This window comes from Acinetobacter sp. 18QD2AZ41W, assembly GCF_009829025.1.
In the GTDB taxonomy this organism is placed as follows: domain Bacteria; phylum Pseudomonadota; class Gammaproteobacteria; order Pseudomonadales; family Moraxellaceae; genus Acinetobacter; species Acinetobacter pseudolwoffii.
On record NZ_WURP01000001.1, the window covers coordinates 536524 to 548615 of the forward strand.

At 42.6% G+C, this 12092-nt stretch carries 13 protein-coding genes; 9 read left to right on the top strand and 4 right to left on the bottom strand.

The window, feature by feature from the left end:
- Positions 1-35 precede the first annotated feature (35 nt).
- The gene (locus GVV58_RS02500; protein WP_252721250.1) at positions 36-2630 is read left to right on the top strand and encodes an ATP-binding protein; all 2595 of its coding nucleotides are present in this window, start codon (positions 36-38) and stop codon (positions 2628-2630) included.
- A 94-nt stretch (positions 2631-2724) separates the two neighbouring features.
- On the opposite strand, the gene grxD is transcribed toward GVV58_RS02500, so the two are convergent.
- Positions 2725-3066, bottom strand: a complete 342-nt coding sequence (gene grxD / locus GVV58_RS02505) for a Grx4 family monothiol glutaredoxin (RefSeq protein ID WP_004279738.1) — start codon at positions 3064-3066, stop codon at positions 2725-2727.
- Between the two features lie 160 nt (positions 3067-3226).
- On the opposite strand from grxD, the gene GVV58_RS02510 reads away from it, so the two are divergent.
- Complete coding sequence (locus tag GVV58_RS02510; protein ID WP_005171669.1) at positions 3227-4438, top strand: aspartate aminotransferase family protein; 1212 nt, start codon at positions 3227-3229, stop codon at positions 4436-4438.
- A gap of 57 nt (positions 4439-4495) precedes the next feature.
- Here GVV58_RS02510 and GVV58_RS02515 read toward each other — a convergent pair whose 3' ends face one another.
- The 3 genes from GVV58_RS02515 to surE form a co-directional block, all read right to left on the bottom strand.
- Positions 4496-5425 carry a LysR family transcriptional regulator gene (locus tag GVV58_RS02515; protein WP_005096486.1) on the bottom strand — a complete coding sequence of 310 codons (930 nt, stop codon included), beginning with the start codon at positions 5423-5425 and terminating at the stop codon, positions 4496-4498.
- A 91-nt stretch (positions 5426-5516) separates the two neighbouring features.
- Entirely contained in the window at positions 5517-6347 is an 831-nt protein-coding gene (locus GVV58_RS02520) for a peptidoglycan DD-metalloendopeptidase family protein (protein ID WP_005096485.1), read from the bottom strand.
- Positions 6348-6442: 95 nt separating this feature from the next.
- On the bottom strand, positions 6443-7231 hold the full coding sequence (gene surE, locus GVV58_RS02525) for a 5'/3'-nucleotidase SurE (protein WP_159515931.1): 789 nt from the start codon (positions 7229-7231) through the stop codon (positions 6443-6445).
- 111 nt (positions 7232-7342) lie between these two features.
- On the opposite strand from surE, the gene GVV58_RS02530 reads away from it, so the two are divergent.
- The 7 genes from GVV58_RS02530 (at position 7343) to GVV58_RS02560 (ending at position 12064) form a co-directional block, all read left to right on the top strand.
- On the top strand, positions 7343-7714 hold the full coding sequence (locus tag GVV58_RS02530) for a hypothetical protein (RefSeq protein WP_005096482.1): 372 nt from the start codon (positions 7343-7345) through the stop codon (positions 7712-7714).
- A gap of 162 nt (positions 7715-7876) precedes the next feature.
- Complete coding sequence (locus GVV58_RS02535; RefSeq protein ID WP_159515932.1) at positions 7877-8257, top strand: hypothetical protein; 381 nt, start codon at positions 7877-7879, stop codon at positions 8255-8257.
- Positions 8258-8385: 128 nt separating this feature from the next.
- A complete protein-coding gene (gene dacC / locus GVV58_RS02540) occupies positions 8386-9534 on the top strand; it encodes a D-alanyl-D-alanine carboxypeptidase PBP5/6 (RefSeq protein ID WP_005096478.1) in 1149 nt (382 codons plus the stop codon).
- Between the two features lie 111 nt (positions 9535-9645).
- Entirely contained in the window at positions 9646-10176 is a 531-nt protein-coding gene (locus GVV58_RS02545) for a gamma carbonic anhydrase family protein (RefSeq protein WP_159515933.1), read from the top strand.
- Between the two features lie 261 nt (positions 10177-10437).
- Positions 10438-10998 (top strand): PAAR domain-containing protein, encoded by a 561-nt coding sequence (locus tag GVV58_RS02550; protein ID WP_159515934.1) that lies wholly within the window; start codon positions 10438-10440, stop codon positions 10996-10998.
- A 2-nt stretch (positions 10999-11000) separates the two neighbouring features.
- The gene (locus tag GVV58_RS02555; protein WP_252721247.1) at positions 11001-11612 is read left to right on the top strand and encodes a hypothetical protein; all 612 of its coding nucleotides are present in this window, start codon (positions 11001-11003) and stop codon (positions 11610-11612) included.
- A 47-nt stretch (positions 11613-11659) separates the two neighbouring features.
- On the top strand, positions 11660-12064 hold the full coding sequence (locus tag GVV58_RS02560) for a transposase family protein (RefSeq protein WP_159515935.1): 405 nt from the start codon (positions 11660-11662) through the stop codon (positions 12062-12064).
- The last annotated feature ends 28 nt before the right edge of the window (positions 12065-12092 follow it).

Below are 12092 nucleotides of genomic sequence, written 5' to 3' on the forward strand. Positions count from 1 at the left end.
CAGTGACCCAGAGACTCGATCAAATTAATTCTTCTATCGCCAGCAACAATACGACAACACCAGAAAATATCCGCTCAGATTTACTTATCTCGGCATTTGAACAAAGCGAAATTCACAACACCCTTGAGCATACCCGCTTAAAATCCACCCAACTGACGCACATTCCAAACCTAGAAAAAATTCCGGCGTCGACCAAACGGATCAAGCCCCTGAATAATTTCTTGGGGCAAGACCGCGCACGGGCTTCGGTAGAGGCCGGGATTGCCTTACCTTATTCAGGCTATAATATTTTTGCCGTGGGTACGGCTGGCCTGGGCAAGCGCACCATGGTGAAGCGCCTGCTGCAACAGCATGCCAAAACCATGGAAACACCCAATGATTGGGTTTATGTCAACAACTTTCAAAACCAGCGCCAACCAATAGCTTTGGAGCTGCCTGCCGGTCAGGGTCCAAAATTTCAGGCCATGTTAAACCAAAGCTGGCAAACCATTCTGAAACAGCTTGAACGCCGTTTTACCGCGGAAACCTATCACAACCGCATTGAAATGATTCGCCAGGAAACTGGCGATGAACAGCAACAGGCGCTGATCGAACTCACCAAAGAAGGTGCAGAACTCGATCTGAAACTGATCTCGCGACACGATGAACACTGCTTTGTTCCCGTACATCTGATTGATGACAAATTACAGGAAATGACTCAGGAAGATCTGAATGCGCTGAGCAATCAGGATCGGGCCGAATTGGCAACCAATATGCGCTATATGGACAAAAAACTGGAGCGTCTGGGTTTGCATCTGGGTGATCTGGAAGATGATGCACGCGACCGTGTTCAGATTCTGAATCGTGATATTGCCAAACAGGTGGTGGTGCCACGTGTAGAACAGATTCTCTCCAAGTTCAAACATGTGCAAGGCTTGGAACATTATCTAAAATATTATGCCGAAGATATTATCAATAATGTCGAAATCGTGCTGGAACAGGAAGAGGATGATTTCACCCCGGCACTATTCAGCCGCGTACCGGCACGTTATCAGGCCAACGTGATTATTACCCACAAGCCGAATAGCGGTGCGCCAGTCATCTTTGAAGATTTTCCAACACATTACAATTTACTCGGTCATGTGGAACAGCTAACCCAAAATGGCACGATCACCACGGACTTCACCCTGATTCGTCCCGGAACGTTGCATAAAGCCAATGGCGGCTTTCTGATGCTGGAAGCGGAACAATTGCTGGAACAGCCTTATGCATGGCAAGGCTTGAAGCGTGCGCTTAAATCCGGACATTTAAAACTGTCTTCACTTGAGCATATGATCACGCTAACCGGCAGTATTTCAATTGAACCGGCATCGATTCCATTGAACATTAAAGTGATCTTGCTGGCCGAGCCTGAAATTTATTATGAAATTCTAGAGCTTGAACCGGAGCTAGGCAGCATCTTTAAAATCCGTGCTGATTTTACCGATACATTACAACGTAATGACGACAACGAGCAGGCCTATATGCAGCTGATTGCCGACTATGTGCAATCGGATAAATTATTGCCTTTTGACCGTTCTGCTTTGGCTGCACTGCTCACAGATTCCAGCCGTCAGGCCGAAGACCAAAGCTCACTATCATTACATGCCCTGACCTTGGGTGACCTGATTCGTGAAGCGCATCATCATGCCTTTCAGGCCGGTGACAAGATGGTCTCGGAAAAGCATATCAATACTGCACTCGATCATCGTAAATATCGCTTAGGCTATTTACGTGAGTTGTACTGGCAGGATCTGACCCGTGGTACACAGCTGATCGAAACCCGTGGCCATCGTTTGGGACAGATTAATGCTTTGTCAGTAATTCATTATGCTGATGTCGAATTTGGCCTTCCTTCACGTCTGACTGCTTCGGTGTATCAAGGAGGTGGTGACATTCTCGACATTGAGCGCAGTGTGGAACTCGGTGGCTCCTTGCATGCCAAAGGCGTGTTATTGATGTCGTCTTTCCTGAAAGCACATTTTGGTCGTGAACAGACCCTGCACTTCTCTGCGGCGCTGGCCTTTGAACAAAGCTATGGTCAGGTCGATGGTGACAGTGCCACAGTCGCGGAACTGTCTGCCCTGCTCTCTGCGATTAGCCAGTTACCGATTGATCAATCCTGGGCCATTACCGGCTCCATGAACCAGTTGGGACAAGTACAGCCAGTGGGCGGTGTCAATGCCAAAATTGAAGGTTTCTTTGATGCCTGCAAGCTGCAAGGTCTGACCGGCAAACAGGGCGTGATTATTCCACGTCAGAATATGCAGCATCTGATGCTGCGTAAAGATGTCACCATTGCTGTCGAAGAAGGTCAGTTCCATATTCATGCGATTGATACCATTGATCAGGCGCTGGAAATCCTGATGGCGCGTCCGGTCGGCACCTTGGATAAAAAAGGTCGCTATAGCAAAAATTCAATCTATGCCGCGGTGATGGCACAGCTGGATTACTGGCAAGCGATTGAAGATGGTGGTGAGCTGGTCGAATTACCGAAGAAAAAGAAAAAAAAGAAGAAGAAAAAAGACAAGAAGCAAATTGTTGAGCCACAAATTGAACTTGAAGCAGGTCATGCAATAGCCCAAAAGCCAAATGCAGCAACAGAAGATTAATCCGGTCGTTGCTCTATCTTTAAAATAGCAATAAAAAAGCGCTTCTCAATGAAGCGCTTTTTTAACATCTGGCTTGATTTAAATCTTAATTTAATTAAGCATCAGCCGCCGGGCTGTACTGTTCAACCAAAGGCTTTAATTCGCCTTTTTGGAACATGTCGAGCATGATATCGCTCCCACCGATCAATTCACCATTGATCCAAAGCTGTGGAAATGTCGGCCAGTTGGCGATTTGTGGTAACATCGCACGAATGTCCTGATTTTCCAGAATGTTTACATAAGCAAACGGACGACCAATCTGACTGAGTGCTTCTACTGCACGTGCAGAAAAACCACATTGTGGAAATTGCGGTGTGCCTTTCATATAAAGAAGTACTGCATGTTTAGCAATTTGGTCACGAATTAACGCTTCGGTATCGCGTGCTTGTTCAGTCATTGATAAATCCTCAACTCATCTGTCTGGCATTATACCCAAATCCAGACAAAACAGTATGTCTAAAGCAATAATTCCAATTTTATTTACAATTACCCTTTAAATCTGAGCGGGTTTTTGCTTATATAAGTTTTTCTTTCCACCTAACAGTTAAGAGTTAGTCATGAATAATATTACCCTCGCACCGGTACAAACTGATCAACCTTCTCACTTGATGCCTGTATTTGGCCGTCAACCGATCAGCTTTGTCCGAGGACGAGGTGCATATCTTTATACCGAAGATGGTACAGAGTATTTAGATGCATTAACCGGAATTGCAGTATGTGGTCTGGGTCATGCGCATCCAGTCATTGCCGAAGCAATTGCTGATCAGGCTGCGACCTTGATTCATACCAGCAACCTGTTTGAAGTGCCTTGGCAAACTGCGGCAGCACAAAAACTGGCCGAAGTCGCGGGTATGGAAGAAGTATTCTTCTCCAACAGTGGCGCAGAATCAAATGAAGGTGCAATCAAAATTGCACGTAAATTCGGTCATATGCAAGGCATTGCTTCACCCAAAATTATTGTGGCGGATCGTTCTTTCCATGGCCGTACCATGGCCACCCTTTCTGCAACAGGCAATAAAAAAGTTCAGGAAGGCTTTGGCCCGCTGGTCGAAGGTTTTATTCGTGTACCTTTTGGTGATCTCGAAGCGATTGAAGAGGCAGCGCTTCATCATCCGGATATTGTAGCCATTTTAGTTGAGCCCATTCAGGGTGAAGGTGGTGTAAATACCGCACCTCAAGGTTTCAGCTATCTCGAAGAAATTCGTCAAATCTGTAACCAGCACAACTGGTTGATGATGCTAGACGAAGTGCAAACCGGGAATGGCCGTACGGGCAAATATTTTGCTTATCAGCACACCAGCATTATTCCTGATGTACTGACCACAGCCAAAGGCTTGGGTAATGGTTTCCCGATTGGCGCCGTCATGACTCAAGGTCGTGGTGTAGGTGTATTAACTGCCGGTAATCATGGTTCGACTTATAGTGGTACAGCTTTGGGTTCACGTGTGGTCTACACCATTCTCGATATTATGCAAAAAGAAAATATCGTCGCCAATGCTGCGGAAAAAGGCGCTTATATCGTGGATCAGCTACGCAACAAACTGGCCGATCAAAATGTGAGCGTGCGTGGTTTCGGTCTGATGATCGGAATTGAATTACCGAAAGAATGTACTGAGCTGGTCGCAATTGCACGTGATGAATACAAAACCATCATCAATGTGACTGCCGGTAATGTGGTTCGCCTGTTGCCTACCCTGAACATTACTCAGGAACAGGCTGATCAGCTGATTGAGCGTTTAGTGAAAATGATCAACGCTTTTTTGGCCTAAACCCTGCGCTTAAAAACAAAAAAGCCGCTTGAAAGCGGCTTTTTTATATTCTGTATCTTATGATGCGGCTTGTAAAATACGCCCACCAGAAATCTGGTCAAAATATTGTTTCAATGTATCTAGGCAACGAAGAATTTTTGTCGGTTGTTGCTCACGTTTCGGCATGACTGCATATAGTGTAATCGGTGGAAGTCGCCATTCAGGCAAAACTTCAACCAAAGTGCCATTCAGTAAGTCTTTTTTCGCATCGAGATATAAAATCTTGGCAATCCCATTGCCCTGCAAGCACATCGATTTTGCCACCAGACCATTATTGGTACTGAAACGGGATTTCAATTCAAAATCGGCTTTTTCTGCAGTATTGACATTTTGAAACTGGAAATACTGATGATTTTTGATATGGGTCAAAGGCAGCACATCATGATTTTTAAGATCATCAGGACGTGAAATAATGGTGCTCTGATTAATATAACTCGGTGTCGCCACCAGAATTTGCTCAATCTGCATCAATGGCACCACCTGAAGATTGTGCTCATCATTTTTCTGTTCAAATCTTAAGGCGATATCGATACGCCCATCGAACAAATCAACCTCATGATTATTGGTTTCCAGATGTACTGCCAGGCCACGATGTGCGGACATCCAGTGAGAAAGTGCAGGAATCACATGATTCGCGCACAATTCTGGCAAAGCGACAATGCGCAGTTCACCCACAAGATCATCGCGTAATTCATTGATTCGGACTTTACCGCGCTCTGCAGCAGATAGCATTTCCTGGCAACTGTAGAAAAAAGCTTGTCCCGCTTCCGTCAAACTTAACTTTCTCGTTGAACGATTTAAAAGTACCACTTCCATATCATGTTCTAATGAGCGAATTTGTTGACTCACGGCGCTGGTCGTAATCCCTAATTCACGGGCAGCACCGCTAAACGAGTTTTTTTCTACAACACAAGCAAAAACACCCATTGCTCGAAGTTGATCTAACATAAATTTCCCTCTAAACTTATGAGATGCCTCATCATTTGATAAAAGCAACTTATTGTATTATACGGCGAAATTCACGTTTTGCATTATTTATTTAATTGTTTGGTAAAACTGTAGTTGGATTAATCGGTTTGCCGTCTAAGCGCACCTGAAATTCAAGCATGGTTCGCGTTGTACCAGTTGAACCCATTTCTGCAATTTTTTGCCCCGCTTTTACATTCTGTCCGCTTTTTACATCCAGTTTGCTGTTATGGGCATAAGCCGTAATATAGCCATTAATATGCTTCACCAACACCAGATTGCCATATTCTTTCAGGCCATCTGCGGCATAAACCACCTGCCCGTCTGCTGCTGCAAACACCGGATCACCGACATTGCCGCTATAGCGTGTGCCCTTGATATTAGATGCCAGATTATACTGCTGCAAAACTGGGCCATTAGACGGTTTTACCCAACCTAAACCCGCGGCAGTAGAGACGGGTGTCATTGGCGCCGGCGTGCTCACACGCGGTGTAGTCTGCACGGTGGTCGCTGGTGTAACTGGTGCCGGTGTTGGTACTGCAATCGTTTGACGCTGGATAGGGGCTGCCTGAGTCACTGCCTGCGTGCTGGTACTGCGACGTACGGTATTATTTTTCAGGCGGATCGACTGTCCCACATAAATCCGGTAAGGTGCAGCAATATCATTCATCTCGGCAACACTGATATAGTTCAGTCCATAACGTGCTGCGATCCCACTCAATGTATCTCCTGAACGTACCGTATAGAAATCAGGAGCTGTCGCATAACGCGTCGCATTATTTACTTGAGGTTTGGTGGCACAACCGGTGATTACTCCTGTAGAAATAACAACGGTTGATAAAACTAGGGTTTTAATCAGGGCTGCAGGCGAAGCAACAACACATTTCGGTAACACCAAGAACATTATCTTCCTCTCTAAGATCTATACGGTTGCAAAATCCCGTTAAGATTAGCAAAGTTTTACTGCAATATACTTGCAATCGCGAGTTTTTCACAAAGTTATAACACTGAGAACGCATTTTCTGCCAATTGTGTTTGAAGATTCCGCAAAACCTCATAGTTGGTGGCATCCATCTGAATCGGAGTAATGCTGACATAGCCATTGGCCACAGCAAAGAAGTCCGAGTCAATCTCGCTCAACCCTTGCTTGGGTTCTGCTACTGCTTCTCCAGACAGTCCAATCCAGTACACCTGACGACCACGTGGGTCAACATGACTGGTGATGGGCTTCGACTGACGGCGGCGGCCTTGATAAGTCACTTTTTCACCCTGTAATTCAGCCATATCCGGAATATTGATATTAAAAATATGACGCTCAGGAAGAACCGGCAAACCGCGTGCAATAAAATCATGTACCCAGTTGGCAGCCAGCTGATAATCCTGAGGGTGTTGATAGCTGCGTACATTCGGCCCACTCAATGACACCGCAATAGCAGGATGTTTACTTAAGCGACCTTCAAAGGCTGCCCCGACTGTACCGGAATACAAGACATCATCCCCCAGATTGGCACCACTATTAATACCGCTGACCACCAGATCAAATTCAAAGTCAAACAGGCCGTTCATAGCCAGATAAACACAATCTGCCGGAGTACCATTGACAGCCCAGACATCGGGAGAAATCTGAATCGGGCGTAAAGGTCGGTCCAGAGTCAAAGCACTGGAGTAACCACTGCGCTCACTTTCTGGCGCTACAATAACAATCCTCTCCAAAGGTTTTAGAGCCTGTGCCAATGCTTGAATACCCGGTGCAAACACACCATCATCATTTGAAACTAAAATATTCACTGAAAAATCTCGTCGCGCTAAAAAATGACTGGTTAGGACATTTAATTGTATTAGTGCTGGAATTATATATATTTACTGCTCGACATCCATCTTTAAAATATGTGGCTCAAGATGATTAAAAAATTCTCTTTATTTAGTGCTTTCGCTTTAAGCCTGGCAGTATCTGTTTCTCCTTCAGTTATGGCGAGCGAGCTGACTGTTGACGAAAACAATACCATTGTGAAAGAAGACATCGCATCGGCACAAGTCATGGCTGAGGTTTGCCCGGCTATGATTGGCCAAAATGCAAAATTAGACAGCATTATTCAGACTCTCATCCAGTCTTATCTTGCAGACTACTCAGATAAAGGCATGAGCTATCAAAAACTACAGGCAGATAGCGAATATAAATCTTTACTGGAAGAAGCGCGTCAGGGTGCAAAACAAACCAGTACTGACGAACAAAAAACCGTATGCGAAGAGATTCTGGATTACCAGGGCTAAGCTAGATAAATCTTCAAATAAGACGGTGTAAACATCGTCTTATTTTCTCTTACAGATTTCTTCATAATTCTACAGCTTCGCTACATTTTCCCACTTTTCAATTTCAAAAATAAGTTTAAGCTAGGCAAATTATTGTTCTAAATCTATTTTTTGAGTTTTTTAATGAAATATCCATTACTTCAAGCCATGACACTTTGTGTAGCTTCTGCCGTGACTCTTTTAGGAACATCTGCATTTGCAGCCAATGAAAATATCAATGTCACGCCAACCCAGCAAGTGACCAAGCAGGAACTGGCTGCGATTTATGTTCTTTCAGAAATCTGCCCGAGCATGGTTAAGGACAAGTCACAGTTCAATCAGGGCTATACCAAGCTGGTGACTGAATATATGCCAGGTCAGCGCAATCCGGTTGCAAGCTTAAACCAGATGGTTCAACAGAACGATTTCCGCAGTATTCTGGCTGAAGCACAATCTGATGCCAAGAAAGCTGGCAAGAAAAAAAATCAGGTGATTTGTAATGAATTAACCACCTATAACAATTAACCTGCTTTTCTGCCGATTACTTACAATACTTTTGAAATAAGACCGGGTTTCCCATAGAAGTCCGCCTAGCTTTATCCTAAAATGCTAGGCTCTTCGTGCTTACATCAAGATATAGGAACCCACTAGAAATGACCCAAAAAACTGCCCTTGCTGCATTATTATTAGTTCCTAGTTTTAGCTTTGCAGCAACTGTCCTATCTGCACCACCAGAATTGAATAATAAATCCTACGTGCTAATGGACTATGAGACAGGGCAACTTCTCGCTTCAAAAAATGAAAATGAAAAATTAGCCCCTGCTTCAATGACCAAGATGATGACCAGCTACATCATCGAACAAAAACTATTGAGCGGTGAACTCACTGAAGATGAACAGGTTCGCATGAATGAGTCAGCATGGTGTCGCGGTAGTAGCGCGGAATCATGTATGTATGTGCCTTTAAACGGTACGGCCACTGCACTTGAAATGCTGCGCGGAATTATTATTCAATCGGGTAATGATGCATCTAAGGCTATGGCTGAACATATTGCAGGGAACGAGGGTACCTTTGCACATATGATGAATCAGGAAGCCAAACGTATTGGTATGACCAATACCAGCTTTATCAATTCAACCGGTATGCCTGCTGAAGGTCATTATTCGACTGCCAAAGATATGGCAACGCTGGCACAGCACATCATTAAAGACAGTTCCAAGTATTATCCGATTTATGCTGAAAAAGAATTTACCTTTAATGGCATCAAGCAAGGTAACCGTAATGCCCTGCTGTATACCGACCCAAGTGTAGATGGCTTAAAAACTGGTCATACCAATGAAGCAGGGTACTGCTTGACCACCTCGTCTAAACGCGGCCCTACTCGCTTGATTTCAGTTATTTTTGGTGCACCCACCATGCAGGAACGTGCAACGCAGACACGTGAATTGCTGGCTTGGGGTTATGCAAACTTCGAAACCAAAAATGTTCAACCAGCTAAACAGGTACTTGCTAAAGCCAAAGTCTGGTTCGGTAAGGAAGATGAAGTTCAAATCGGACTTGCTGAAAACTTTAACGTGACCATGCCGAAAGGTCAGGCCAATGCGATTAAAACCCAGCTGGTGGTTCAACCGAAACTGACTGCACCATTACAACCGGGGCAAGTTGTCGGTAAATATGTTGCAACTCTGGATGGTAAAGTCATTTCAGAAAAACCTCTTGTGGCTTTGAATGCAGTGGAAGAAGCGGGTTTCTTCGCGCGTATGCTCGACCATATCAAACAGTTCTTTAGCAACTTGTTCTAAGTCTAAACAGACCATTTCAGTCTTGGACTAAGACCAAAGCACTCATTCAGATGGGTGCTTTTTATTTTATACTATGCACATGATCCTTCATCATTTATCGGACAGATCGTTATGAGCCAAAATATTCGTTCTTATTTAGATACGACCCCACAGATTGATGCTTCCTGTTATGTCGATCCGATGGGAATTGTGGTCGGCGATGTGATCTTGGCTGAAAATGTTTCGGTATGGCCTTTTGCTGTAATTCGGGGTGATGTGAATCATATTCGGATTGGTAAAAACTCAAATGTACAAGATCACTCGATGTTGCATGTCAGCCATAAGAAAGCCGATAAGCCTGAAGGTTCGCCTTTAATTATTGGTGAAGATGTCACCATTGGTCATCATGTCAAACTACATGGTTGTACCATTGGCAATCGTGTTTTGGTCGGTATTGGTACGATTATTCTGGATGATGTGATTGTTGAAGATGATGTCATGATTGGTGCAGGTTCGCTTGTTCCACCGAATAAGGTTTTGGAAAGCGGTTATTTGTATGTGGGCAGCCCTGTGAAAAAAGTGCGTCCGCTGACAGATAAAGAAAAAGCATTTTTACCGTATTCAGCGCAGAATTATGTGAAGGTGTCGGGGAATTACAAGTAAAAAAATTATTTAAAGCAGATCCTCTAAAGCAAAATTTTCAGCATGATGATTCCAAGTTCATCATGCTTCTGATATGCTTAAAACATAATAAATTATCATTATAGCAATTTTAATAAAAATATATACTTACAACAAAAACCCAATATAAAAGTATGAATAATTCTTCTATAAAAGCGAGTTAATTTCTCATATTTTGAATATATCGTTGTTATTAAAAGTATCTTTATTCATGTTAACAATATACCAATAAGAATTTAAATTATGACACGTCCTTTCGGCATTCAAGGTTCCACGACTTCACACGGTGGAATAGTTATGGCAAGCCAGTCCAAGATTACCCAAATGGGGATCTCCTTCTTAAGAGTTGGTGATGGTTTTGCTTGTCCCAAATGTAATATGTGGTCAACACTAATTAAAAGCCATGATCATGTCATTATGGATGGGAAAGCAGTGGCTTATGTAGGTGATCACTTTAGCTGTGGGGCAATCTTAATGCCAAAGCAAGTTCATGTGGTTGGAGCTCCTCAGCATACTGTACATGCCTTTCTGCAACAAAAAAGAAACCTATATTCAAGTACCCAAAATTTCGTAGAGAATCCTATTCCTGTAGAAGAACATGGACTAAAGTTCCAGCTCATAAATAAAAAATTCAATATACCTGTAAATGGATATTTTTATCTATTAACAACAAATGATGGGAAAGAAAAGAGCGGCTTTACAGATCATGATGGTTTTACTAAAATCTTGCATACAGGAATTAAATCCGAACAAGTCGATCTACATGTTTTTGACTTTTCCCAACCCATGAATAAATGGGAATAATGATGGAAACCACAAAATTAGCCTCTGCCTATAGTCGCATCATTTCTGGAAATTCTAATATTTGGGAAGCCTTTCCAGAGGAAAAAAAAGTCTGTGAATTTTCAGAACCATTATGCAACAGTGTTATTAAAGTACGAAATTACTATATTGCTCGTCCTTACAACTTTTTGATGAGCTTAGATCAATGGTCGAGTATCACAAATAAGATAGAGTTACTTACAGCTATCAGGTTTGGGATGGAATGGGATACTAATAATTTGCCTGAAGGGTATTTATCAGATCCTGCATTTCATACTCAAATGTATATAAAGTTTCATAACTATCTAATGAAAAATGTGATGCGCGAAGCTCCTAAAATTGTAGCTGAATTTCAAAAAGCTGTGTTTAAGGCTCGGTTTCTTACGACTTTTACCATTGATGAAGTAAAAGATATTCCTTATTTAAACACCCAAGATCAATTAAAGTCTGCTCTAATTAAAGCTAAGAAACTACAAAATCAGATTGATAAAATTAATATTGTTGATGCTACAAGAGATATGTTTTTAATCCAAAATAACAAAGGGCCGATTACAATAGACTTCCGTCATAAATCAAAAAATGTACAATTTATTTGATCTTAAATTAATCAGCAAAATTATTTAATTCAATGGATAATCCTTGGATGAAATTCAAAGATATTCAAAAATTATCAGACGTTAAGTTTCGTAGGCTTACCGGTGTTAGTTGGGCTACATTTAACCTGATGTTGGCCGAGCTAAATAAGCAGTTACCTCGTCATATTGGTAAAGGACGACCGCATAAATTACCGTTAGAAGATCGTTTGCTCTTATGTATAGAATATTGGAGAGAATATCGAACATTTTTCCATCTTGGTATGAGTTACGGTGTATCTGAAACGAGTGCAATTCGTATCACACGTGTTATTGAAGATACCTTAATCCGTTCTGGAAAATTCAACTTGCCAAAACAACTTCCTAATCGAGATGAAGTGGATTGGGAAGTTGTTGTGATTGATGCCACTGAAATATTAGTTCAACGTCCAAAAAAAACAGAAGAAATGGTATAGCGGTAAAAAAAAGTGACATACCTTTAAA

Coding starts and splice junctions, on each gene's coding strand:
- GVV58_RS02530 (WP_005096482.1), top strand. CDS start 7,343: ATGATTAAAAAATTCTCTTTATTTAGTGCTTTCGCTTTAAGCCTGGCA.
- GVV58_RS02510 (WP_005171669.1), top strand. CDS start 3,227: ATGAATAATATTACCCTCGCACCGGTACAAACTGATCAACCTTCTCAC.
- GVV58_RS02545 (WP_159515933.1), top strand. CDS start 9,646: ATGAGCCAAAATATTCGTTCTTATTTAGATACGACCCCACAGATTGAT.
- GVV58_RS02555 (WP_252721247.1), top strand. CDS start 11,001: ATGGAAACCACAAAATTAGCCTCTGCCTATAGTCGCATCATTTCTGGA.
- GVV58_RS02535 (WP_159515932.1), top strand. CDS start 7,877: ATGAAATATCCATTACTTCAAGCCATGACACTTTGTGTAGCTTCTGCC.
- GVV58_RS02520 (WP_005096485.1), bottom strand. CDS start 6,347: ATGTTCTTGGTGTTACCGAAATGTGTTGTTGCTTCGCCTGCAGCCCTG.
- GVV58_RS02560 (WP_159515935.1), top strand. CDS start 11,660: ATGAAATTCAAAGATATTCAAAAATTATCAGACGTTAAGTTTCGTAGG.
- GVV58_RS02550 (WP_159515934.1), top strand. CDS start 10,438: ATGACACGTCCTTTCGGCATTCAAGGTTCCACGACTTCACACGGTGGA.
- grxD (WP_004279738.1), bottom strand. CDS start 3,066: ATGACTGAACAAGCACGCGATACCGAAGCGTTAATTCGTGACCAAATT.
- dacC (WP_005096478.1), top strand. CDS start 8,386: ATGACCCAAAAAACTGCCCTTGCTGCATTATTATTAGTTCCTAGTTTT.
- GVV58_RS02515 (WP_005096486.1), bottom strand. CDS start 5,425: ATGTTAGATCAACTTCGAGCAATGGGTGTTTTTGCTTGTGTTGTAGAA.